Here is a 24,897-nt window from a genome sequence, read left to right as displayed (position 1 = left end):
AAAATGAGTTCAACGTATTACATTTTTATAATCTTAATCCTTATTGTAGCATTTTTATTAATGTTAGTAATAATGGTACAGAATCCAAAAGGTGGTGGATTATCTTCTTCTTTTGGTGGTGGCGGAAACCAGCAAATTGGTGGTGTACAAAAAACAACGGACTTCTTAGACAAAAGTACGTGGGCTTTAGCAACAATCTTAATTGCTTTAATCTTAGTGACTAACTTTACAAACTTAGGAAGCGCAGAAGAAAGATCGAAAATTTCGGGTGATACTATTCCTCAAACAGATCAACCAACAACGACGCCTCCGGCAGACAATACAAATACAACAGACGGAACAGAAAATGGAGGAAGCTAATTTTCCTTCACATACATACAAAAAAATGTCAGCTTGTCATAAGCTGACATTTTTTTTGCTTCAATTTGTCAGCATTCGCACAATGGCATAATTTCTGACTAATCCTACTCGTAAATAATCAATTCATAAAATTAAATATTCAACAAAATGAGCAAAGTTAATATCAAACCACTAGCAGATAGAGTTTTGATTGCCCCATTACCAGCAGAAACAAAAACTGCATCAGGGCTTTACATTCCAGATTCAGCGCAAGAAAAGCAACAACGAGGAACTGTAGTTGCTGTTGGATCAGGGAAAAAAGACGAACCATTAACGGTAAAAGTTGGTGACACCGTGCTTTACGGAAAATTCTCTGGAACTGAGATCAAGTTTGAAGGAGCTGATTACATCATTATGAGAGAAGATGACATTTTAGCAATCATTTAATTAAAAAACAGAATAACATAACTCCAGCTAAAATCAACTTAGCTGACAATTACAAAAATCATGGCAAAAGATATAAAATTTGATATTGAAGCACGCGACGGACTCAAACGTGGTGTGGACGCTTTAGCAAATGCAGTAAAAGTAACGTTAGGACCAAAAGGAAGAAACGTAATCATTAGCAAATCATTTGGTGCGCCATCTGTCACAAAAGATGGTGTTTCTGTAGCCAAAGAAATTGAGCTCGAAAATCCATTAGAAAACATGGGAGCACAAATGGTAAAAGAAGTGGCTTCTAGAACAAATGATCTTGCAGGAGACGGAACAACAACGGCTACAGTATTAGCACAAGCAATCGTAAAAGAAGGATTGAAAAACGTTGCTGCTGGCGCAAATCCGATGGATTTAAAAAGAGGAATTGACAAGGCGGTAACAGCAATTGTTGATGACTTAAATAAGCAAGCTAAAAAAGTAGGTGATTCTTCTGAAAAAATAAAACAAATTGCTTCTATTTCTGCAAACAACGACGAAGTTGTCGGTGACTTAATCGCGAAAGCTTTTGGAAAAGTTGGAAAAGAAGGTGTGATTACGGTTGAAGAAGCAAAAGGAACTGACACAACCGTAGATGTTGTAGAAGGAATGCAGTTTGATCGTGGATACTTATCTCCATACTTTGTAACCAACTCTGAAAAAATGGAAGCAGAATTGGAAAGTCCCTATATCTTACTATTCGACAAGAAAATATCTTCTATGAAAGATTTAATGCCAGTATTGGAGCCTGTAGCACAAACTGGAAAGCCATTATTAATCATTGCAGAAGATGTTGACGGAGAAGCATTAGCTACGTTGGTAGTAAACAAACTTCGTGGTGCATTAAAAATTGCAGCGGTAAAAGCTCCAGGATTTGGTGATCGTAGAAAAGCAATGTTAGAAGACATCGCTATCTTAACTGGCGGAACGGTAATCTCAGAAGAAAGAGGTTTCACGCTAGAAAATGCTACGATTGACATGTTGGGAACAGCAGAAAAAATCACGATTGACAAAGACAATACAACCATTGTAAATGGCGCTGGTGACGCTGAAATGATTCAAACACGCGTGGGACAAATCAAAGCACAAATTGAATCTACAACTTCAGATTACGACAAAGAAAAATTACAAGAACGTCTAGCAAAATTAGCTGGTGGAGTAGCTGTATTATATGTTGGAGCTGCTTCTGAAGTAGAAATGAAAGAGAAAAAAGACCGAGTTGACGATGCTTTACACGCCACAAGAGCTGCTGTAGAAGAAGGAATCGTTGCTGGTGGTGGTGTTGCGCTAGTTCGTGCTAAAGGTGTTTTAGAAAGTATTACAACTGATAATCTTGATGAAGTAACAGGAATCAAAATTATTGCGCGTGCTATTGAAGAACCATTGCGTACCATTGTTTCAAACGCAGGTGGCGAAGGAAGCGTTGTCGTTTCAAAAGTAATGGAAGGCGAAAAAGACTTCGGATACAATGCAAAAACAGACGAATACGTTGATATGTTAAAAGCAGGAATCATCGATCCTAAAAAAGTAACACGTATTGCACTAGAAAATGCTGCTTCTGTATCTGGAATGATCTTAACTACAGAATGTGCGTTGATCGACATCAAAGAGGAAGCTCCTGCTGGAGGCGGTATGCCACCAATGGGCGGAGGAATGCCTGGAATGATGTAAGCATAAGAAATATTTATGAGTATTATAAAAACTTCGAAAGTATGAACTTTCGAAGTTTTTTCGTTTTAGCACAGTTTTTGTGACACTTTTCATAAAGAATATTAACAAAAACCGAAACACTATGAAAAAAAAACATCTGTTTTTACTACTCATTACGTTCTCTATTGTATTCAGCGTCAACGCGCAACAGCCACAAACTGTTGAAGACGAATACGCAGCATACTTTAAGTTACCAAGAGAATCCGTGTATTTACATTTAAACAAAACGAGCTATCTAGCTGGTGAAGAAATTTGGTTCAAAGGGTATACCTACGATCAAAAAAATCAGCTGACTTCAAAAGCAACTACAAATATCAATGTTGGTATTTATGATGCAGAAGGAAATCAAATTAAAAAAGCATTATTTAAAGCCAACAACGGAATTACGAAAGGAAATTTTGCCGTTGATTCTACTTTTACGGCTGGAACGTATTTCATCAAAGCAGAGACCAACTGGATGAAAAACTTTAAAGAAAGTGATGCGTATGTCCAAAAAATTGAAATTATTACCGATAAAAAAACGCCTGACTCTTTTGTAGAAACTACAGAATCATTCGATTTTCAGTTTTTACCAGAAGGTGGACATATTGTTGCCAACACCTTGAGCAATGTTGGTTTTAAAGTAATTGATATGAACGGAAAAGGTGTTGCCGTTTCTGGAATTGTGTATGATGAATATCAAAATCAAGTCGCTTCTTTTGAAAGCAACACGCTTGGAATGGGGAAATTTTTATTTCAACCAAAACAGAATATTCAATATACTGCTGAAATTAAGCTAGAAAACGGGACGACAATCACAGAAACGTTGCCAAAAGCAGACCAAAAAGGTGTTTCCATGATTTTAAACAATCCGTTTGAAGATAAAATTATCATCAATTTTAGCACAAATGAAGAAACACTTGCATACAATCCAACGAAACAATACAAAGTTTTGGTGCATCAAAGTGGAAACCTAAAAACAATCAATCTTACGTTTGACGGAACTGAAAAAACCATTAGCGTTCCTAAGAAAGATTTATTTAAAGGTGTCAATACCGTAACTGTTTTCGATCATAACGACAATCCTATTTTAGAGCGTTTATTCTTCAATGATTATTTTGTAAAAAAATCAGACATCAAAGTGTCACATCTCACGAAAGTGAAAGATTCCTTAGTACTTTCTATTGACGAATTAGCGTTGCAAAAAGATGCCAACGTAAGTATTTCGATATTGCCAGAAACGACCAAAAGTTACAATCCTGAACACAACATTCTTTCTAACTTTTACCTAAAGCCTCATGTGCGTGGTTATGTGGAAAATCCGCAATATTACTTCCGAAACATGGACAGAAAGAAAAAATACGAATTGGATATTTTATTATTAACACAAGGTTGGAGTCGTTACGATTGGAATGATATTTTTGAAGAAAAACCAAATGCTTTAAATCGTTTTGAAAACGGAATTTCGATCACAGGACGTGTCAACAAACCAAACGAAGGCATTAAAAGTATCTTTTTGTACGGAACAAAAAATCACAAACCTAGATTTATTGAATTAGACGAAAATCAAGAATTTAGATTGGATAATTTCTTCTTGGAAGAAGGTGAAGAAATTCGTTTCTCGTATGCCGATAAAAAAGGAAACTTCAAAAAACCAAGCATGTATTTGCGCTTTAACGTAAACGACAAAGCAGATCAAATTTCTGAAATGATTTTAGAAAACTCTACGTTGACAGATACTGAAAAAGTAAGTTTTTCATTGCCAGCAGATTTCTATTATAACAAAACAGAGCAATTAGATCCTGTAGCGTTAAAAATGAAGAAGAAAAGAGAATATAGAGATGAAATTTCGGTAAATGGACGCGTTAAGGAAATCTCCGTGGAAGATTATCACCGCTTTTATGACATTCCGCAGTTTTTACGCTTCAACGGTTTCTACGTTACAGAACGACTAGGAGAAGTACTTATCACAACGCCAGGACGTAGTAATGGTAGAGACAGAACCGTTTTTGCAAGACCGTTGGTATATTTGGATGGCGTGCGATTGTCTACTTTCGATATTTTAAGCAGTTTTTCGTTAGCGAATGTTGAAAAAATCATCATTGACAAATCGGTAGCAGGTGAAGTTGTAAACGCAACACGATTTGGTGGTGGCGTAATTAAAATCATCACACGCAGATCGCCATTATTCAAAAACAATCCTTCGGAGAAAATGTACATTGCTTCTACTGCGCCGTATGCATTTAAAGCTCCAAAAGAATATTATTCGCCAAATTACAGTTCTTTTAACAATCAAGGCTACAAAGAATATGGTGTAATTTCTTGGATTCCAGAATTGAAATTGGAAACTGCACAAGCGACAGATTTCAAAATTTACGATACCAACGCTGAAAACATTACCTTATTTATTGAGGGAATTTCAGAAGATGGTGATTTGATTTCTGAGCAAAGAACACTTCAAGTTCGTTAATACATAAACACACTATTGATTGATCCGTTTTTAAAAGCTTTTACAGTTTTTGAAAACGGATTATTTTTTTGAGAGAAACACTGTCTTTTTATAAAAAATTCCGCTCTGAGATCAAATCATTTAGAAGACGCTATTTTTTTACTTATTTTTACCATTATGAGCAATTCCCCGATTGGTATTTTCGATTCTGGTGTTGGCGGCACTTCTATTTGGCGAGAAATTCACAAACGCTTGCCTAGCGAACACACCATTTATTTAGCGGATAGCAAAAATGCACCGTACGGACCAAAAGGAAAAGAAAAAATTATTGACCTCAGCGTAAAAAATACCGAATTATTACTGAAAAAGGGTTGCAAAATGATCGTAGTGGCTTGCAATACTGCTACTACAAATGCCATTCGTCATCTGCGAAAAAATTATGATGTTCCGTTTATCGGAATTGAACCTGCGATTAAACCTGCGGCTTTGCAGACGAAATCTGGAACGATTGGCATTTTGGCGACAAAAGGTACATTGTCAAGCGAATTGTTTCACAAAACCTCTGATTTGTATGCAAACGGCGTACAAATCATTGAACAAGTTGGCGAAGGTTTGGTGCCGTTGATTGAAAATGGAAAGATTGAAAGTCCAGAAATGGAAAAACTTTTAAAATTATATTTGACACCAATGTTGCATGCAAATATTGATTATTTGGTATTGGGTTGCAGTCATTATCCGTATTTAATTCCGAAGTTGCAAAGCTTCTTACCGAAACATGTAAAGATTATTGATTCTGGAATTGCAGTTGCAAGACAAACAGAAGCTATTTTGGCAAAACATGACTTGTCTACGCAAGAAGAAACTCGCGGCAATTGTATTTTTTATAGTAACGGAAATCCTGAAATTTTACAGCATATTTTGAAGCATGATTTTTCTGTGGAAGCTTTGGACTTTTGATACTAGACCGCTTTGCTGTTAGATGTTAGATCGCTTCGCTTTTAGATGCTTACTCGAATGTTTTTTTGATATTAAAATTGCCGCTACTCTTGTGAGCAACATCCTGATTCCTGATTCTTGATTCTAAAAGTCTTAATTCTTTTTTGAGATCGCTTTGATGTTAGATCGCTTTGCTTATAGACCGCTGGCGCTGTTAGATGTTAGATCGCTGCGCTTTTAGATGCTTACTCGAATGTTTTTTTGATGTTAAAATTGCCGCTAATCTTGTGAGCAACATCCTGATTCCTGATTCCTGATTCTTGATTCTTGATTCTAAAAGTCTTAATTCTTTTTTGAGATCGCTTTGCTGTTAGATCGCTTCGCTTTTAGATGCTTACTCGGATGTTTTTTTGACGTAAAAATTGATGCTACTCTTTTGAGAAACTGAATCAAGTTCAGTTTGACGCAGCTCCTATTTATTACACTTTGTCATTAAGAACGAACCTTGAAATACTTTAAGTTTCTATTTATGCAGAAATTATCTTGGAAACATCCTGATTCCTGATTCTTGGCTCTAAAAGTCTTGATTCTTTTTTGAGATCGCTTTGATGTTAGATCGCTTTGCTTATAGACCGCTGGCGCTGTTAGATGTTAGATCGCTTCGCTTTTAGATGCTTACTCGGATGTTTTTTTGACGTAAAATCTTATAAGAAACATCCTGATTCTCTTTGTATTCAAAACCGTCTGATTGAGTGATTTTCGAAATAAAATGAAGAAAATTGTATCGAAATCTACTACAGAAGTAATGAGTTTCCTTTGAAAATACTAATACCTAATTCCAAATCCCCAACACCTAATTCATTCCTTCTTAAACCAACTCGAATATTCCACATAATTATCTGCAATACGATTGATTTCTCCTGAGATGAGTTCGTCACTAATATCTTTTACCTTTTTCGCAGGAACGCCTGCATAAATACTTCCTGATTTGATATGCGTATTTTTAGTTACAACTGCGCCCGCCGCAATAATACTATTACTTTCTACAACACAATCGTCCATCACAATACTTCCCATTCCGATTAATACATTATCGTGAATCGTGCAACCGTGTACAATTGCGTTATGTCCGATAGAAACATTGTTTCCAATGGTTGTTGGTGATTTTTGATAGGTTGCGTGAATGACAGCGCCATCTTGCACGTTTACTTTATCGCCCATTTTGATAAAATGTACATCGCCACGCAATACGGCATTGAACCAAATACTACATTGATTTCCCATGGTAACTTCGCCAACTATCGTAGCATTTTCGGCAATAAAACAATCATTTCCTATTTGTGGATGTTTTCCGTTTACGGGTTTTATCATGGGTTTTGGGTTTTGGGTTTTGGGTTTTGGGTTTTGGGTTTTGGGTTTTGGGTTTTAAGGTATCAAATATTTTCAAGTTCAGTTTTATTAGAAACAGATTGCTTCGTCATGCTTCCTCGCAAGGACGTTTCAAACGTTTTCAACTTCAAATTCAAATTCAAGTTCAATTTCCATCTATTTAAAATACGACAACAAGTTTGCTTTTTTCGTAGCCGAAACCATCACTTCTTTACCGTTGCTTAAAACAACACTTCCGCCTTTCCCTTTTCTGTATTTTACCACAGCATTGACATTGACTAAATATGATTTATGAACGCGTGCAAAAGGATATTGACTCAGTGCTTCTTCAAAGTACTTTAAGGTTTTACTGACCACAATTCTGGAATCGTTTACATAGATTTCCGTATAATTATCATCAGCTTTGCAATACACGATTTCGGAAACATTTAACACTTGAAAACCATCTTGTTGCGGAATGGTTATTTTTCCGTTAATTGTATCAATATTGGTAGAAATGACATCATCTGCTAAACGTTCTTCTTTACTTTTGATGGAAATTACATGATCGACTGCCTTTATCAATTCATCAATAGAAATCGGTTTTAGCAAATAGTATGACGCATGACTGTTTAAGGCTTCAATCGCATAATGATCGTATGCCGTTACAAAAATAGTTTCAAACGAACGATCGCCCACTTTTTCGAGCAAATCAAAAGCATTTCCAAAAGGCATTTCTACATCTAAAAACACCAAATCCAATTCATTGTTTCTAATTAAAATTAAAGCATCATCAATATTTGCCGCTTCGCCAACAATGTTGATATTCGGACAGTATTTTGCGATGTATTTTTTTAGAATTTCTCTGCTGATTTCTTCGTCTTCAACAATAATGGTTTGTAATTGCATTTAGTCTTTTTTAAGCGTTAATATAACTTTGGTTCCTTGTCCATCTTTCGAAACATCTGCGATGGTAACATCTACTTTGTCTTTGTACATATCGTTCAAAATAGCAATACGTTTTTTGATATTTCCCATTCCTTTTGACTTTTGACGCAACTGATTTTTGGTCTTTAATTCCATAGAACGTTTTCTGCCAATTCCGTCATCTTCAATACAAATTTCGAGCGTTTCATCGTTTTTTGCTGAAATGGAAATACGGAGTTTCCCTTTTTCTTCCTTGTAACGCAATCCGTGCCAAATTGCATTTTCAATATAAGGTTGTAGTAACATTGGCGGAATTTGAAATTCAGAAACTTTCAATTGTTCGTCAACATTAATTTCATAGTCAAATTTATCCTGAAAGCGCATGTGTTCTAATCGCACATACAATTCAAGCAGTTCTAATTCTTTTGATAATGGAATAAAATCTTCATCCGAATTTTCCAAAACCGAACGCATTAAGGTTGAAAATTCAGATAAATAACGATTCGCATTTCGTTCATCATTGAGCGCAATGTAATTGTTTACAGAATTTAAAGCATTGAAGATAAAGTGCGGATTCATCTGCGTACGCAATGATTTTAACGCCAATAGATTGTTTGCCAATTTCTGTTGTTTGCTGTTTCGATATAATAGATAGATCGTGATGACGAGCAAAGTCATTCCAAAAATCAGCGAATAAATCGTGTATTGTTGGCGTTTGTTGCTTTCTTCAATTAGAAGTTGCTCACGCATATAAATTCTTTTTCGATCATTTTCTAGGGTACGATCGGCTTCCAAACTCATAATCCGAATTTGGTTGTCTTGGATGTTTTTTCGGAAGCGATTTGCTTGTGAAATTTCTTGTTCTTTTCGCAATACCAATTCATTGACCAACTCTACATATTCTTCAAAAGTTTTTCGTGCGGCGTCAAAATCTCCAAGTGACTCCAGTGTTTCCGATAGTTTTCGAGTGGCATCTTTTTGAACAATTAAATCTTCTTTCTTGTTAGCTTCTGAAGCACTTTTTTCAAAATACGGAAGTGCTTCATCATATTTTTGTTGTTGCAAGAATGCATTTCCAATTTTATAATTAATTCGCTGAGAGCTAATGACTACAGAATCTTTTAAAAACCCTTTTGACGTTTGAGTTTGTACGCCCGATTTTTCTAAATCTTCTAAATTCTTCTTTCGTAATTCAATTTCTTTGTCATACAAATTTGTAGAATTATAGAAATCTGCCACACGATCTTGTTCTACAATGGCACGATTTAGGTTTTGCTCAGAAGCAAGATTTAAAGAGTTGTTGTAGTAATTGTTGGCAATTTGAATCTTCCCGCTTTCCGCATAATTTTCAGCAATTTTAGAGTTTAAATCTGTAATTTTTGGCGTAATTAAGTCTTCTTTGGCAATTTCCAAGCCTTTGTTATAATTCTCTAGCGCTTTTTCGTATTTCTTTAACGCATTATATGCATCACCCAAACCTTCATATACGGTAGCTTGCTGATATCTTGATAAGTTATTTCGTAGAATTCTATTGAAAGAAGTTATCGCTTCTTGATATTGTTCGTTTAACAATTGTGTCAATCCAAGAGAAATCCACAAACGACTCGTACTGTACATTTTTAGTGCGATTTCGTAATTACTAATTGCCAAATCGTATTGTTTCCAATACACATAAATATCACCTAAAACGCTATACGAGTCCGACAGTTGTTTTTCGTCTCTATTATCGTATAAATTTTCAAGCGCTTTTTCAATGTATTGAATACTTTTATCGATGTCTTTTTTCTTAAACATTACCGCAGAATCCAATAATATTTTGTGTTGTTTTAAGTCAGATTCTCGTTTGTTTTCACTTTTTTTACGGTCTTGATTGTCGGTTTCTTCATCATAACCTTTGACCAATACTTCTATAGATTCGCCACTTGTTACCGTGTGAAATTCTTTCCCAAAACTCGGATGTTCTATTACCAATTGATCGCCAATACGCGTACGAATGGTAAAACGACCAAAGGCATTTGTTTTGACCACTTCTCCTCCAACAACACGAACCGTTGCATCTTCGACAGGTGTTCTGTTTATTTCTCCTCTAATTTCTCCGCGTACTGTAAAATAGGCAGCCGCTTTTTCTTCTACTTCTTTAGAGTTTTGCGCAGTACTTTCCTGAAAAGAAAATAAGCTTATGAATAAAAATATAGCGAATAGCTTTTTCATTATCTTTTTCATTATGAATGATAAACATACGTACTTTCGCCGATATACTAAAATGTGCATTGACTTAAAACCTTGTTTTTAGGAAGTTTTTGACTGATTTTTTATTGCTTCTCTCATTTAAGATTGCCGTTTACTCATTCAAAATAGTCATTAACTCATTGCTCGTTTTTTACGGATTTCTTTGCAGGTACTTTTAAACAAAATTAAAATCCGATGAAAAAAATAACTTTATTATTGTGCCTACTGATTTCCCAGATCATATTTGCGCAACACAAAGGGAATTATGACCAAAATGTTCAAATTTCGCGTCAAAATGTGGCAACAACTGCGTATGGAAATGCACAACGTTATGGTCCGCAAACGTCCAATCCGAGGCGAAATGTAAACCCGAATGCTAATATTACGCTAGACGTTCACGCGTTGTACAATGCCAAAGCAAGTTCGTATACTGCCGTTTTTAATATTTCTCAAATTGGTCCAACAGCCGACGAAACACATAAATTGGTAAATGAGCGAATTGATAATGTTCGTAACGAATTGCTTACGGCTGGAATTAAGGAAGAAGATATTGCCATTGATGTCATTTCGTTTGTTCCAGTATATGAAATTGAAGTAGAGAAAAAGCTGTTTAGCACTAAGTATAATGAAGTTCCTAAAGGTTTTGAATTGCAACAAAACATTCATATTCAATTTAAAAAAACACAACAGTTTGAGAAAATTTTAGCGGCTTGCGCAACGAATGAAATTTACAACTTGGTAAAGGTGGATTATTTTGTGGAGAATATTCGCGAAGTGTATAAAAAGCTTCAAAAATCCTTATTAGAACTCATTAAGGAGCAGAAAGAATATTATGACGTGTTAGGTTTTGATTTGGCAAATTATAATGTAGTGATGGCAGATGATAAGTATTGCTATTTCCCAAAAGATTTTTACAAAAATTATCAAGCGTTTAATAGCGTTTCTTTTGAAGCGTTAAAGAAGAATAAAGGTGTGACCAAAGCCAAGAAACAGACTTCGTATTACTATCAGCCAATTTCTACTGAAAATTATGACATTGTGATAAATCCTGCCATTTTAGAACCTGTTGTACAAGTTGGAATGCAGATTAAATTGATCTATTCGCCAAAACCAAAAGAACAAGTAAAACCTCCAAAAACAGAAGTAAAAACAGAACATAAATATTATGTGATTTCTCCTGACGGAAAGATTGACGTAAAACAACTGAATACAAGTAACTAGCTACACCAAAAGTTTATACCAGACTTGATTTAAAAACTTAAAAAAGAAACACATGAAAACATTAAATGTACTTTTTGCAGGAGCATTGCTATTTACGATGTCATGCAAAGGAAATTCAAAAAACGACACCGCTTTACTGAACGAAGCAAAAACTACGACAGCAGTTATTGAAAGCAAAGATTTGTTGCAAACTAAGAAACAAAACACAATTAAAGTAGCGTTATTGTTAGATACGAGTAATAGTATGGATGGATTAATTCATCAAGCAAAAGCACAATTGTGGGAGATTATTAATGAATTGTCATACGCGAAATGTGATGACGAAAAACCAAAATTAGAAATTGCCTTGTATGAATATGGAAACTCTACTTTGTCTGCGGAAGAAGGTTATATCAGACAAGTACTAGGGTTTAGCAATGATTTGGATGAAATTTCTGAGAAATTATTTTCATTGACCACAAGTGGCGGAAGTGAGTTTTGCGGACATGTGATTCAAACATCCATGGACGAATTGAATTGGGGAAATAATCCGAAAGATTTAAAACTGCTTTTTATTGCTGGAAATGAGCCATTTACACAAGGAAAAGTAAATTATAGAGATGCCATTACGAATGCTTGTGAAAAAGATGTGGTAATTAACACGATTTTTTGCGGAAACTATCAACAAGGAATTTCTGGAATGTGGAAAGATGGTGCTGTACAAGGAAAAGGTGATTATATGACTATTGCGCACAATAGAAATATCGTGTATGTAAAAACGCCATACGATCAGAAGATTATGGAATATAATACACAATTAAACAAAACGTATATTGCCTATGGTTCACGTGGAAGTTATAAAGTAACACAGCAAGCAACACAGGATTTTAATGCAAATTCTATTAACGAAGAAATTGCTGTAGATCGTGCTGTTTCTAAAAGTTCTAGCTTTTACACTAATTCTTCTTGGGATTTGGTTGACGGAATTGCCAACGATTCAGTAAAACTTGAAGAATTAACAGAAGCTGAATTGCCAAAAGAACTAAAAGGAAAGTCGAAAGAACAGATTGCAGCATATGTTGCTAAAAAACAAAAGGAACGTAAAGAGATTCAGCGTAATATTCGTGAATTAGATGCCAAACGTAAAGCGTATATTTCTGAAAAAAGTAAAAAAGATGGTAAAGACGATTTGGAAAGCGCCATGATTAAAGCAATTAAGACACAGGCGGCGCGTAAAAACTATACATGGTAGTATTAGATCGCTTCGCTGTTAGACTTGAGACCGCTTTGCTGTTAGAACGCTTCTTGCGAAGCTTTTAGAATCGCTTCGCTCGATTTAAAGATTGAATGATCTAAGGTTTTTTCTGATATCATTAATTGATTTTTGAAATTCTAATCGTTCATTGCGAGTGTTTTTTTGGAAGGAAACGGAGAAAAAATGTATCGAGAAGTACTTTGGAGTTAGATCGCTTTGCTGTTAGACTTTAGACCACTTTGCTGTTAGAACGCTTCTTGCGAAGCTTTCAGAATCGCTTCGCTCGATTTAGACTAATGTATAAAAATAAAAAGGCTTGCAATGATGTTGCAAGCCTTTTTTATGTTGTAATGTTATGTTGTCTTAATTAATTGCAGGACAGTTACAATCGTAAGGATCACGTCTGCTTCCAAAGTCATATCCTAACGTAACTTGGTGATATCCTCCATTTGAAAGTACAAGAGAGTTTGCTTGGTATGAATATGTATATGCAAACATAAACTTGTTATAGTTAATACCTACAAACGGTGTGATATACTGTAGTTTTTGGTTGTCAACTTGTGTTCCGTTTACAAATTCTGCTCCATCTAAACTTCTTCTGTATGACAATCCTCCCCAAATTGTTCCGAATTCCATACTTCTGTACACTTTAATGTTTGCATCAATAGAAGATTCTTGTGTTTCGTCTGTATATTGAAACATAAAAGAAGGTTCGTATTGCCAATCGCTGTCGTATGCTCCAAAAACATATCCAGCAGAAGCCAAATAGCGACGTTGATTTTTTGATTCAAATTCTTGAGAAAACAAATCTCTTTTTGTTGGCAAAGCATTTTTAATAGTTAAATGCGCATAAAAGTCCAAGAAATAGTAAGAAGCTCCGAAATCAACATTAAAATACGTTGCATTTTGTTGTGTTCCAGAAATAATTGGATCAGGATTGTTGATGATATCAAAACCTGTTTCGTCTAACGTACCTTGTGTAAATCCTGTACTAATACCAAATGATAATTGATTTAAATCTACTCTATTTCTTGAAAGTAATAAGTGATAGGCAAAAGTAAGATAGGCACCTTGTTGAGAAAAGTTACCATTTTCATCGTTATACACAATTGCTCCGAAACCTACTTTATCACCAACACGTGTATTAAAACTCAAGGTTTGTAATGATGGTGCATTATCTACATCAAACCATTGTTGTCTTGCTGTCAATCTAATTTTTGACGAAGAAGACGCTCCTGCCATTGATGGATGTATGAGGTATAAATTATCTGAAAGATAGTCTACATAAACAGGAAGTCCATCTTGCGAAAAAGAACATTGCACTCCAAATGCGATGGCAACAATAGCTAAGTATTTTTTAAAATTCATTAGTGTTTATCTTTTTGTGTAAAAAATGAACAATACATACGTCATGTTGTACCGAACATTCAATGCAACTTATTATTTGATAACGAGGCCTTTAATTATTGTGTTTCAATTAGTTATATGCAATACTCCTTAAAAATAGGTGTTTTCGCATTGAAAAATGCCACACATTTGGTCAAATATATAAATTATTTGATAAGAATGTAATTCTTAACTGAATTTATTATCAATGTTGACCAGTTAGAATCTCATTTTAACAAAACAAGTTTCTGGCATCCTTAATTTTGGGCGTCAATTTATTAAAAACGTAATTATTTATTAATTATTTTAACATAAAATATAATTTTACTTGAAACTTGCTGTTACCATAGCATAATTTACTGCTGTCCATTTACAAAATACAACGATAATGGTTACTTTTGTAAAAAATTTGAAACCATGAGTGGTATTACGATAAGTATCGAAAAAACAAGCAATCCCGCAATTATAAAATTTGAAGCAAGCACGTTTCTTTCCCGACATAATAGTTACGAATTTAAAAACATTGACGAGGCTAAAGATTCTCCGTTAGCACAGCAATTATTTTATCTTCCATTTGTAAAAACCATTTTTATTTCTGGAAACTTTATTGCTATTGAGCGTTATAATATTGTGACTTGGGAAGACGTACAAGATGAAGTTGCTGAGCAAATTCAAAATTACATTAATGAAGGAAAGGAAGTCATTAGCGAATCGGCCTCACCAAAAAAGGTAGTTCCTGTAACGATTTATGCCGAAAGTACACCAAACCCAACGGTAATGAAGTTTGTTGCCAATAAAAAGATAGTTGATCGTATTTTTGAATTTAAGAATATCGACGAAACAAAATACGCGCCACTTGCACAATCATTGTTTCACTTTCCGTTTGTGAAAGAAATCTTTTTAGATAAAAATTACATTTCAATTACCAAATACGATATGGTAGAATGGAATGATATTACAATGGAAATTCGCGAATTTATCCGTAATTACATTCAAGAAGGAAGAGAAGTCATTTCAAAAGATATTCCTGTTGAACAAAAAGAGAAGATTCAAATTTCTGATGAAAGTTTTGAAGAATTGGACGACATCTCAAAAGAAATTGTCAATATTTTAGAAGAATACATCAAACCAGCGGTTGCTAGTGATGGTGGAAATATTATGTTTGATTCATACGATCCAAATTCTAAAATTGTCAAAGTAGTATTGCAAGGTGCATGTAGCGGTTGTCCATCTTCAACAATGACGTTAAAAAGTGGTATTGAAAATACGTTGAAGAATTTATTAAAAGGGCAAGTGAGCGAAGTTGTTGCCATAAATGGATAAATCCTATTTTTTTAATTGAAAGAATTGCCGTAATTTAATGGTTTCATAAATTATTTAACCTTTAAACACCTAATATTATGGCAGTATTAAAAGTAATTGAAGTACTTTCTAATTCTAAGAAAAGTTGGGAAGATGCTACGGCAAAAGCTGTAAAACAGGCTTCTAAGTCTGTAAAAAACATCAGATCTGTATACGTACAAGAGCAAAGTGCTATTGTAAACGGAGATGCAGTAACGGAATACCGCGTAAACTTAAAACTTACGTTTGAAGTAAAATAAAAATATACCTATCATATATACAAAAGCGTTATCAGGTTTGGTAACGCTTTTTTATCTTCATAGATTTTCCATACCTTTTCAAAAGGAAATTTTTTTTCAACCAACCATCAAAATCGAAACTTGTGAAAATTCTACAAACCATTCTTATTGCACTTGTCGCAATAGAACACGTATACATTTTATATCTAGAAATGTTTTTATGGACAAAACCCAAAGGCATGAAAACCTTCGGATTGAAATCGAAAGAATTTGCAGAAGAAACTAAAACTCTCGCCGCAAACCAAGGATTGTACAACGGTTTTTTAGCCGCAGGATTATTTTGGTCTTTGTACACCGAAGACACAGATGTAAGTTTATTTTTTATTATTTGTGTTTGTGTCGCTGCGTTGTACGGCGCTTACTCTACTAAAAGCAAACGTATTTTAATTGTACAAGGAATACCTGCTTTTTTGGCTTTAGCAGTGATGTTGTTTAACAGATTTTTAATGTAGTTTGTAGAAACCTTATCGTTTCATTTTATAATTTTACCTAAAAATTACCCAAATTTTTAATTTTGTTTCATCAAAAAAACTAAAAATATTATGCAAGACGGAAACACAAATACTCCTGAAGTAGAAACAGAAACTGCCACAGATTGGCTCACACAATTGAAAAATGTAATTATTGAATATGCACCTGCAGTAATTGCTGCATTGGTAATACTGATTGTAGGTTTGTTTGTTATCAATATGGTGGTAAAATTGGCTAAGCGCGTTATGGAAAAACGTGGACTTGATGCTACTTTACAGAAGTTTTTAGGGAATTTACTCAGCTGGACACTGAAAATTTTATTATTTGTCATAGTTGCTTCAAAATTAGGTGTAGAAACAACTTCGTTTGCCGCTGTTATTGGTGCTGCTGGTTTGGCAATAGGTTTAGCTTTACAAGGTTCGTTATCAAATTTTGCAGGTGGTGTGTTAATTATGATTTTCAAGCCATTTAAAATTGGCGATTTGATTGAAGCACAAGGTGTCACTGGTGTTGTGAAGGAAATTCAAATTTTTACTACTCAATTAAACACTCCAGGAAATAAGTTAGCAATTATACCAAATGGTTCTTTATCGAATGGAAATATTATCAATTATTCGGCAGAAGGTATTTTAAGAGTCGATCACGTAATTGGTGTTTCGTATGATGCGGACATTAAACAAACGAAAGAAGTATTGATGCAAGTAATGCAAGCAAATGATAAAGTATTAAAAGATCCTGCACCAACGGTAAATGTTTCTGAATTGGCAGATAGTTCTGTGAATTTTGCTGTACGACCATGGTCTACTACTGCAAATTATTGGGATGTGTATTTTAAGGTTTTAGAAGATGCTAAGATTGCACTTGATGCAGCTGGAATTGAAATTCCTTATCCACATAGTGTTGAAATTCATAAAGGAGAATAGACTTGTTAGACTGTTAGACTGTTAGACTAAAATAAAATATCCTGTTTCATTATGTTGAAGCAGGATTTTTCTTTTTAGGTTTAGTAACTACAAAATCTTTTAGGTAATACGGTTCAAAATAAGCGACATCTTCGATGTCGTTTTTTTTGTGCTTTTCTATCGCTATTGGAATCATTTGTTCTGTAGATGGAAAGTATACCTCATCATAAAAAACAGCATTTTCATGCGTGATGATTTCTTTGCATTTTTCTGCACCATTCCCGATAAAATGAACCTTTCCTTTGGCTAGATATTCGGCAAATGAAGTTTCTGCAACTACTTCTGCACGCGTTTCTCTGATTTGTGTATAATTTTTATCAAATACTGCCGAATATACTTCCATACGACGCGCATCTAATAATGGTAAAATTACGCCTTCTTCAATTTTTAGTGAACGCGCAAGAATTTCTAGACTTTCGATTGCCATTAAATTTACATCAGAAGCAAAACACAATCCTTTTGCCGTAGAAACTCCAATACGTAATCCTGTGTATGATCCTGGACCTTTTCCCACGACAATAGCATCAACAGCTTCTGGAGTTATTTTTGCTGTTTCATAAGCTTCTTTGATAAATACATGCAACTTTTCTGAATGTGAATAGTTTTTGTTGTTTTCTTCCTTAAAATAGAGCACTTTTTCATCATCTGCCAAACACACCGAACAATTGGTTGTAGAAGTTTCTATGTATAATCGTATTGCCATGAACTGCGTAATTTTTGACAAAAGTAAAAAAGCACCAACCTTTTTGAAAGTATTGATGCTTTTTTATGTGTTTTATGATGATTTTTATTGCAAATCTGTGAGCGGAAGTCCGAAATAGAATTCTAGTATTTTTAATCGGAAGATGTAATCGTATTTTGTTCGTACGACATCGGATTCTGCTGATTCTAAACGTTGTTTTGACTGACTGAAATCGAAAGAGTTCATCATTCCTTCACTAAATCTGTCAGTTGAATTTCTATGTGCTTCACGTCGTGCTAATAATGTTTTTTCGGCAGCTTCGTAGGCTTTTAGTGCGCCTTTGGCATCATTGTATGCTTGATTTACAGTTGCTTCTAAATCGATTTTTGACTGCTCTAAATTATATTTTGCTCTTTCTATGGCAATTTCACTTCGTTTTACATTGTTACTTGTTCTAAAACCATTAAATATAGGAATGCTTAATTGCAAGCCGAATGAGTGACCTTTATTGTCGCTGAATTGATCGAATAGTGGATCAGATTTTTCCGTAACTCTTAAAAAATTTGGGGTTAATACGTTTTCTCCTGTTCCTTCTACAAAACCAATAGTATTGAATGGATCTTCTGTATCTGGAATAAAGCCAGCGAAAATATCTGAGTTGGTTGCTCTGGTATTGAAACTGTAAAATCCTGAAAGAGTTGGATAACGTTGCCCTTTAGCTATTTTTAAGTCGTATTCTGCCAATTGAATGTTTGCTTCAGATATTTTTATGTTGTTACGAACTTCCATAGACTTTTCAAAGATTTGTCGTGGTGTGTTGTTCATGATTGTTGTTGATGGAATCATGTAATTACCTTCAGCGATATCAAAGTTTTCGTAGTCGGTAATTAGTAGCAATTGTGCCAAGGATATTTTAGAGAAACGTAACGCATTTTCTGCATTCACTATTTGTTGCTCTTGTGTAGCCAGGTTGGCTTCGATTTCGAATTTATCGCCACGTGGCAATACACCTTCTTTTACAAGTTCATTTGTACGTTCTAATTCTGCTTTAGTTACTGCATATTGCGCTTCAAGCACTTTTAGTGATTCTTTGTTGAATAGAATCTGCAAGAATGCTTGTACCACTTGTAAAGAGGTATTGTCTTTAATGTCATCTAACTGATATTGATTTGCCAAAATTGCTAAATTAGCTCTGTGCAATCTGTTTACATTTTGCAAACCATCAAATAGCGTTACATTCATATTAAGACCTACAGACGTATTTTGAGTGGTCTGATTTTCTAAAATACCTGTAGTAATATTCTGGTTTAAACCAATATTCCATGAATGGGAAGATGATGCATTTATGGAAGGTAAAAAGTTACCTACGGCATCACTTTTATCTATTTCGGTAGATTCGCGGTTGAGTTGTGCTTGTTTGATTGAAATACTGTTATCGAGCGCATAATCAACACATTCTTTTAATGTCCATTTTTTCTGTGCATGCATTGTTGCTGTTGTGGCAGCAATGAGCAATATAAATGTTAAAACTTTTTTCATGTGGTATGTAATGTTTCGGTGTTAATCGTTTATTTCGTCTTCGTCAGTATTATCCTCATCGCCATTTTCCTTGTCATTATTGTCTTCGTCGTCTATTTTTTTAGCTTTTTTGTTCCAGACTTTTATTTCGTCTTTTTCTTCTAAACCAGAAAGGATTTCAATGTTTTTACCATCAGAGATACCGACTTCTATGAATTGTTTTTTGAATTTTTGTTCTCCGGTTTTTACTTCAACATAAGGCTTGTCTTCATTTCTAGAATCGAAACGCAACAAACCTTCGTCAATAACTAAAACATCTTCCTTTTTTTCAAGTTCAATAGAAGCATTTGCACTGTATCCTGCTCTGATAAAGTAATCATCATCAAGTGCAACATCTGCTCTAATTTTGAATTGAACAGCTCCACTTTCTTCTACTCCTTTTGGCGCAACAAATGTAAGTTGTGCATCAAATTCTTTGTCTTCAATTGCTCCAAGACTTACTTTTAGTTCTGAGTCTGGCTTTAGTTTTCCAACTTCTGCTTCATCTACTTTTCCTTCAAAGATCATTTTGCTAAGATCAGCAATAGTTGCAATACTTGTTCCTGCATTGAAGTTGTTACTTTCAATTACTTGATCTCCTTCTTTTACAGGAATGACTAAGATCGTTCCTGAAACAGTTGCTCTTACGTTTGTGTTTGCCGAAGAACCTCCTACAGAACCTTTTTTGATGATTTGCAAATCGCTTTGTGCATTGCGAACTTCCTGTTTTGCTTGATCGTATGACAATTCTGCTCGTTCAAATTCCTGACTTGAAATGATTCCTTTGTCAAAAAGTGATTTGTTTCTATCGTACGCAATTTTTGCGTTGTTTAATACTATTTGTGAGTTTTTAATTCTATTTCTAGCACTGTTTAATGATTGCTCATTAGGAACAACTTTGATGCTTGCAATTAAATCTCCTGTTTTGATTTTTTCACCTTCTTCAACGTGTATTTTTTCAATAATTCCAGAGATTTGAGGTTTGATTTCTACTTCATCTTCAGGAATTACTGTTCCTGCGGCTACTGTTTTTCTAACGATTGAAGTCCTAAAAGGCGTTTCCGTTTCAAAAGTTTCAGTACTTTTTTTATTTGAACTGATAAAGTATGATGCTGCTCCAAATGCTCCTAAGATAAATACTATTAATAATAGGATTAATAAAATTTTCTTCATTTTTCTTAGTTCTTAAATTATAATATTGATTGATGTTATAGTTATTCTTCTCTTAATGCTTCAATAGGTCGGACATTTACGGCACGTTGCGCTGGTATGAGCCCTATGAGTGTTCCAAGTACTACCATGAGTCCAAGTGCCATTCCTATGTATTCTAAACTTACCGTTGGATTGACAAATGGGAAATCTTCTAGGCTTTGCGTCCAACCATTTAAAGTTGACAGCAATAAGCCGCCAATGGTGATTCCAAATATTCCAGCTACTAATGTTAGGAAAACGGATTCGAGTATAATTTGTCCTCTGATTTCTCCTGGCTTTGCTCCTAGCGCACGTCTAATTCCTATTTCTTTGGTACGTTCTTTTACGGTTATCAGTAGAATGTTTCCAATGGCAATGACTCCTGCGAGTATCGTGGCAATTCCAACAATTAATGCTGTAAATTTTAGTCCTTTTACGAATCCTGTAATTTTCCCAAACATTTCTCCTAAGTTTGCGGCTCCAAAGGCTCTTTCGTCATCTGGATGTACGTCGTACCTTCTTTTGAGCAATGTTTTTGTTTTTTCTTCAATCGCTACAATATCTTCATCTGGATATCCTGCAATAACCATCCAACCAATTCTATTTCCTGTATTGAAAACTCTTTTGAAGGTTGTAAATGGAATGAATACTGAGTTGTCACCTTCAAAAAAATCTGTATTATTTTTTTTGTACACGCCAACTACCTGAAAGTAAATGTTGCTTATTTTGATATATTGTCCTATTGGATCTTCATCTTTTTCAAAGAGTTCTTTTTGAATACGTTCTCCTATGACACATATTTTTCGTTTTTCGTCAATATCTTTTTGGTTAAGGAAGCGTCCTTTTCGTATTTTTTTCTTTGATACTTTGTCAATTACAGGATAGTCTCCAAAAACTTTGTAGTTTCCTGATTTTAGTTTGTTTACTACTAATGGTGGCGCTCCATCAAAGATTCCTTTTGCGTTTCTTGGTGCTACAAATTGCACACCTTCTACTTGATTGGCAATTCTATAAGTATCACTTAATTCAATACGAACACTGCGATTTCGGTTGTAACCTGCATACGGAATTCCTGTTTGTTGTCCCCAAAGAAAGATACTATTTGTTGCCATATCTTTGAAAGCCATATCAAATCCGTTTTCGACACCTTTTGCTGCGCCTTGTAAGCCTATAAAGAGTAAAATTCCCCAAAATACACCAATGACCGTGATCGCCGTTCGTAATTTATTTTTACGAATGGTTCCGAAAATTTCTTGCCAAGTATCTCTTGTAAATATAAATTTCATGTTCGTTCTTGGTTTTTTATTCGTCTCTTAGCGCTACAATTGGTTTTACTTTTGCAGCTCTACGCGCAGGTATGTATCCTGCAATTAAACCTGCCAATACTAGAGTTACTGTAGCAAAGATGATAATTCCTTGACTTACATTTGGATTGGTAATGAACCAATCTTCTAGTTTTCTTCCCATAGATTTGAGTATAAAGTTTCCTATGAGTAATCCTATATATCCAAATATCATGGTAATGACCACTGTTTCTTGTAAAATCATTCCGATTACAGCACTTGGTTTTGCGCCTAATGCTTTTCGAATTCCGAGTTCTTTGGTACGTTCTTTTACGATATACACCATGATATTACTAATTCCGATCACACCTGCTAATAAGGTTCCGAAACCGATAAAAAATACAATGATTTGTAATACATTGGCGAACTGTAAGGTTTGTTCTAAATCTTCAATAACACTTTCTATATAGATTCCGTTTTGATCGCTCGGCGCAATATTATGCTTGTTTTTAAGTAGTTTTTCGATGTCTTTAGAAAGTCTACGCGCGCCACTTGCACCAATAGACATGTTATAGGACAAGTTGATCTGATCTATTTTGTCGGTGTTTTTGTAAATGAGTTGTTGTGTAGTTACAGGTGTATAAATGTTCCGTTCTTCCCTATCGCCACTTCCAATATCACTAAATACACCAATGACTCTGTAAACAATTTTGTTGAGCGTAAAGTATTTTCCAACGGCGTTGTCTCGTCCAAATAAATCTTCTTCAACCAAACGTCCAATTACAGCTACACGTGCGTCGTTTTTAATATCGTTTTCGTTGATGTAGCGTCCTTTTTCAATGTCTGTTTGCTCTAAGTATTGATGCGAAGGATGTACCGCTCTTACCGTGTAGTTTCCGTATTCACTTTTATATTTTACCGTAACTCCGTCTGAGATTCTTGCGGTAATGTATTCGATACGATCTCCAAATTTCTCTTTGAGAAGTTCTAAGTCTTCATTTTTAAATTCGATACGTCTGTTTTCTTTAAATCCTTTGAATGGTTTTTTTGCAAAACCAGGATAGATAAAAATGGTATTTTGTGCATCGTCTTGAAAAGACTCATAGAATGTATTTTTGAGACCATTTCCCATTCCAAAAAGTATGGTAAAGATCAAAATACCGAGCGTTACCGTAAAACCAGCTAATAATGTTCTTAGCTTGTTTTTATTGATGGTTTGGAATATTTCTCGCCAACGATCTAAATCAAACATATTGTGAAGCTCTTACTTGTTCTACAACTTTATCTTCTTCAATGACACCATCTTTTAGCATGACAATACGTTTGGTCATATCGGCAATGTCTGGTTCGTGCGTTACGACTAATATGGTTTTTCCTTCATCATTAATTCCTTGAAGAAAATCCATTACTTCATACGAGGTTTTGGTGTCTAACGCTCCTGTTGGCTCATCGGCAAGCAATACTTTTGGCTCTGAAGCCAGTGCACGCGCAATGGCAACACGCTGTTTTTGTCCTCCAGAAAGTTCACTTGGTAAGTGATGCGCCCAATCAGCCAAACCTACTTTTTCTAAGTAGTATAATGATTTTTCTTTTCTGATTTTTCTTGGAACTCCTTGATAGTATAATGGCAACGCTACATTTTCTGCGGCATTTTTATAGTTAATCAAGTTGAATGATTGAAAGATGAATCCTAAGAATTTGTTACGATAGATCGCTGCTTTCTTTTCACTTAGGTTTTTGATTGGAACATCGTCTAATATGTACGAACCTTTTTCGGCTTCGTCCAACATTCCAATGATATTTAATAAGGTAGATTTTCCTGAACCTGAAGAACCCATTATGGAAACAAATTCTCCTTCTTTTATGTCGAGATTGATTCCTTTGAGTACGTGAAGATGGTTACTTCCCATACGATAGGACTTGTGCAATTCCTTTATCTGAATCATAATTGGTTAGGTTATGTTAGTTTAACAATATTACTTATTTGCGATTACAAGTTTTATAATATTGTGTTAATCTTATTTTGTTATAAGACTAATCAACTATGAATTCGTTACAAAAAAAGTTAGATTTTTTTCGTTTTTGTTTTTTTATTAAATGTTTTGTAGATGAAAAATACTGTGATTGCTACTAATACATACGGAATTGCCATGAGATATACTATGCCATTGTTGACACCTTTGGCTTGCGATAAATCTGCTTCGGACTCCAATACAGCTCTACACATAGCGCATTGAGCATCTGCAGAAACGATACTGAGCATTAGAATGACGAATAGTATTGTATATTTTTTTTTCATTATTGAATTGCGTTTACAACTTCTTCCGCAGTTTTGTAATACGGAGAAATCATTAGATACACAATAACTCCTGTTACCGCAACATATAACCAAATTGGAAACGTGATTTTTGCTATTTTTCTGTGCTTGTCGAAACGTTTTGCCAACGCTTTTACGTACGTTATTAATACCAAAGGAATAATTGCAATACTTAATACTATGTGCGTGATTAGGATGAAGAAATAAATTCCTTTTATCAATCCTTCGCCTCCAAATTTTGTAGATTCAGAAGTCATGTGATACGCAACATACATTCCTAAGAAAAGTACGGAAAGTCCAATACAGATTTTCATCAGCGTTTCATGCAATTTTACTTTTTTGTTTTTGATTGCCATTACCGCAGCAACTAATAAAACTGCCGTAAGTCCGTTAATGGTAGCATAAATTGGTGGTAAAAACATTAGTGGCTTTGCGTTTGGTATTTTTACACCAAATAATACGGCTACTACTAATGGTATGGCGATGGATAAAATGATAATCCACACTTTGTATTTTTTCTCAATGTCATTGGTCGCTTCCAT

Annotated in this window: 23 protein-coding genes; 11 read left to right on the top strand and 12 right to left on the bottom strand. The window is 34.7% G+C overall.

All coding sequences use genetic code 11. The features are described 5' to 3' along the window. Positions 1 to 3 precede the first annotated feature (3 nt). The 5 genes from secG (at position 4) to murI (ending at position 5,908) form a co-directional block, all read left to right on the top strand. A complete protein-coding gene (gene secG, locus KAOT1_RS18950; RefSeq protein ID WP_007096515.1) occupies positions 4 to 360 on the top strand; it encodes a preprotein translocase subunit SecG in 357 nt (118 codons plus the stop codon). Between the two features lie 147 nt (positions 361 to 507). Continuing rightward, a complete protein-coding gene (locus KAOT1_RS18945) occupies positions 508 to 786 on the top strand; it encodes a co-chaperone GroES (RefSeq protein WP_007096514.1) in 279 nt (92 codons plus the stop codon). 60 nt (positions 787 to 846) lie between these two features. After that, on the top strand, positions 847 to 2,484 hold the full coding sequence (gene groL / locus KAOT1_RS18940; protein ID WP_007096513.1) for a chaperonin GroEL: 1,638 nt from the start codon (positions 847 to 849) through the stop codon (positions 2,482 to 2,484). Positions 2,485 to 2,605: 121 nt separating this feature from the next. After that, positions 2,606 to 4,972, top strand: coding sequence for a porin family protein (locus KAOT1_RS18935; RefSeq protein ID WP_007096512.1), 2,367 nt, complete (start codon positions 2,606 to 2,608; stop codon positions 4,970 to 4,972). Between the two features lie 156 nt (positions 4,973 to 5,128). After that, positions 5,129 to 5,908: a glutamate racemase gene (gene murI, locus KAOT1_RS18930; RefSeq protein WP_007096511.1), complete on the top strand. Its 780-nt coding sequence runs from the start codon at positions 5,129 to 5,131 to the stop codon at positions 5,906 to 5,908. A gap of 837 nt (positions 5,909 to 6,745) precedes the next feature. Here murI and KAOT1_RS18925 read toward each other — a convergent pair. The 3 genes from KAOT1_RS18925 to KAOT1_RS18915 form a co-directional block, all read right to left on the bottom strand. Next, on the bottom strand, positions 6,746 to 7,258 hold the full coding sequence (locus KAOT1_RS18925) for a gamma carbonic anhydrase family protein (RefSeq protein ID WP_007096510.1): 513 nt from the start codon (positions 7,256 to 7,258) through the stop codon (positions 6,746 to 6,748). 174 nt (positions 7,259 to 7,432) lie between these two features. Next, positions 7,433 to 8,164 (bottom strand): LytR/AlgR family response regulator transcription factor, encoded by a 732-nt coding sequence (locus tag KAOT1_RS18920; RefSeq protein WP_007096509.1) that lies wholly within the window; start codon positions 8,162 to 8,164, stop codon positions 7,433 to 7,435. Then, positions 8,165 to 10,393, bottom strand: coding sequence for a tetratricopeptide repeat protein (locus KAOT1_RS18915; RefSeq protein ID WP_007096508.1), 2,229 nt, complete (start codon positions 10,391 to 10,393; stop codon positions 8,165 to 8,167). 213 nt (positions 10,394 to 10,606) lie between these two features. Here KAOT1_RS18915 and KAOT1_RS18910 point away from each other — a divergent pair, with 213 nt between their 5' ends. Both KAOT1_RS18910 and KAOT1_RS18905 read left to right on the top strand, forming a co-directional pair. Then, positions 10,607 to 11,632 (top strand): SIMPL domain-containing protein, encoded by a 1,026-nt coding sequence (locus KAOT1_RS18910; RefSeq protein ID WP_007096507.1) that lies wholly within the window; start codon positions 10,607 to 10,609, stop codon positions 11,630 to 11,632. A gap of 52 nt (positions 11,633 to 11,684) precedes the next feature. Further along, entirely contained in the window at positions 11,685 to 12,863 is a 1,179-nt protein-coding gene (locus tag KAOT1_RS18905; protein ID WP_007096506.1) for a vWA domain-containing protein, read from the top strand. Positions 12,864 to 13,229: 366 nt separating this feature from the next. Here KAOT1_RS18905 and KAOT1_RS18900 read toward each other — a convergent pair whose 3' ends face one another. After that, on the bottom strand, positions 13,230 to 14,234 hold the full coding sequence (locus tag KAOT1_RS18900) for a PorP/SprF family type IX secretion system membrane protein (RefSeq protein WP_007096504.1): 1,005 nt from the start codon (positions 14,232 to 14,234) through the stop codon (positions 13,230 to 13,232). Positions 14,235 to 14,669: 435 nt separating this feature from the next. On the opposite strand from KAOT1_RS18900, the gene KAOT1_RS18895 reads away from it, so the two are divergent. The 4 genes from KAOT1_RS18895 to KAOT1_RS18880 all read left to right on the top strand — a co-directional run bounded on the left by KAOT1_RS18895 (position 14,670) and on the right by KAOT1_RS18880 (position 17,286). Then, positions 14,670 to 15,575, top strand: a complete 906-nt coding sequence (locus KAOT1_RS18895; RefSeq protein ID WP_007096503.1) for a NifU family protein — start codon at positions 14,670 to 14,672, stop codon at positions 15,573 to 15,575. A gap of 77 nt (positions 15,576 to 15,652) precedes the next feature. Beyond that, positions 15,653 to 15,853: a dodecin family protein gene (locus tag KAOT1_RS18890; protein ID WP_007096502.1), complete on the top strand. Its 201-nt coding sequence runs from the start codon at positions 15,653 to 15,655 to the stop codon at positions 15,851 to 15,853. A gap of 122 nt (positions 15,854 to 15,975) precedes the next feature. Further along, complete coding sequence (locus KAOT1_RS18885) at positions 15,976 to 16,344, top strand: DUF1304 domain-containing protein (RefSeq protein ID WP_007096501.1); 369 nt, start codon at positions 15,976 to 15,978, stop codon at positions 16,342 to 16,344. A gap of 90 nt (positions 16,345 to 16,434) precedes the next feature. Further along, positions 16,435 to 17,286 carry a mechanosensitive ion channel family protein gene (locus tag KAOT1_RS18880; RefSeq protein ID WP_007096500.1) on the top strand — a complete coding sequence of 284 codons (852 nt, stop codon included), beginning with the start codon at positions 16,435 to 16,437 and terminating at the stop codon, positions 17,284 to 17,286. Positions 17,287 to 17,335: 49 nt separating this feature from the next. Here KAOT1_RS18880 and tsaB read toward each other — a convergent pair whose 3' ends face one another. The 8 genes from tsaB to KAOT1_RS18840 form a co-directional block, all read right to left on the bottom strand. Beyond that, positions 17,336 to 18,028 (bottom strand): tRNA (adenosine(37)-N6)-threonylcarbamoyltransferase complex dimerization subunit type 1 TsaB, encoded by a 693-nt coding sequence (tsaB, locus tag KAOT1_RS18875; protein WP_007096499.1) that lies wholly within the window; start codon positions 18,026 to 18,028, stop codon positions 17,336 to 17,338. A gap of 84 nt (positions 18,029 to 18,112) precedes the next feature. Then, positions 18,113 to 19,546 carry a TolC family protein gene (locus KAOT1_RS18870; protein WP_007096498.1) on the bottom strand — a complete coding sequence of 478 codons (1,434 nt, stop codon included), beginning with the start codon at positions 19,544 to 19,546 and terminating at the stop codon, positions 18,113 to 18,115. A 21-nt stretch (positions 19,547 to 19,567) separates the two neighbouring features. After that, positions 19,568 to 20,737: an efflux RND transporter periplasmic adaptor subunit gene (locus tag KAOT1_RS18865; RefSeq protein WP_007096497.1), complete on the bottom strand. Its 1,170-nt coding sequence runs from the start codon at positions 20,735 to 20,737 to the stop codon at positions 19,568 to 19,570. Positions 20,738 to 20,778: 41 nt separating this feature from the next. Continuing rightward, complete coding sequence (locus tag KAOT1_RS18860) at positions 20,779 to 22,041, bottom strand: ABC transporter permease (RefSeq protein ID WP_007096496.1); 1,263 nt, start codon at positions 22,039 to 22,041, stop codon at positions 20,779 to 20,781. Between the two features lie 16 nt (positions 22,042 to 22,057). Next, on the bottom strand, positions 22,058 to 23,290 hold the full coding sequence (locus KAOT1_RS18855) for an ABC transporter permease (RefSeq protein WP_007096495.1): 1,233 nt from the start codon (positions 23,288 to 23,290) through the stop codon (positions 22,058 to 22,060). Next, positions 23,283 to 23,984, bottom strand: coding sequence for an ABC transporter ATP-binding protein (locus KAOT1_RS18850; protein WP_040559708.1), 702 nt, complete (start codon positions 23,982 to 23,984; stop codon positions 23,283 to 23,285). Before KAOT1_RS18850 ends, KAOT1_RS18855 begins: the two co-directional genes overlap by 8 nt. A gap of 119 nt (positions 23,985 to 24,103) precedes the next feature. Continuing rightward, the gene (locus KAOT1_RS18845; RefSeq protein ID WP_007096493.1) at positions 24,104 to 24,337 is read right to left on the bottom strand and encodes a hypothetical protein; all 234 of its coding nucleotides are present in this window, start codon (positions 24,335 to 24,337) and stop codon (positions 24,104 to 24,106) included. Next, positions 24,337 to 24,897 carry a DUF420 domain-containing protein gene (locus KAOT1_RS18840; RefSeq protein ID WP_007096492.1) on the bottom strand — a complete coding sequence of 187 codons (561 nt, stop codon included), beginning with the start codon at positions 24,895 to 24,897 and terminating at the stop codon, positions 24,337 to 24,339. Before KAOT1_RS18840 ends, KAOT1_RS18845 begins: the two co-directional genes overlap by 1 nt.

Origin of the sequence: Kordia algicida OT-1, from assembly GCF_000154725.1 — a bacterium.
GTDB lineage: Bacteria > Bacteroidota > Bacteroidia > Flavobacteriales > Flavobacteriaceae > Kordia > Kordia algicida.
This window is presented reverse-complemented; position numbering and strand designations above follow the sequence as displayed.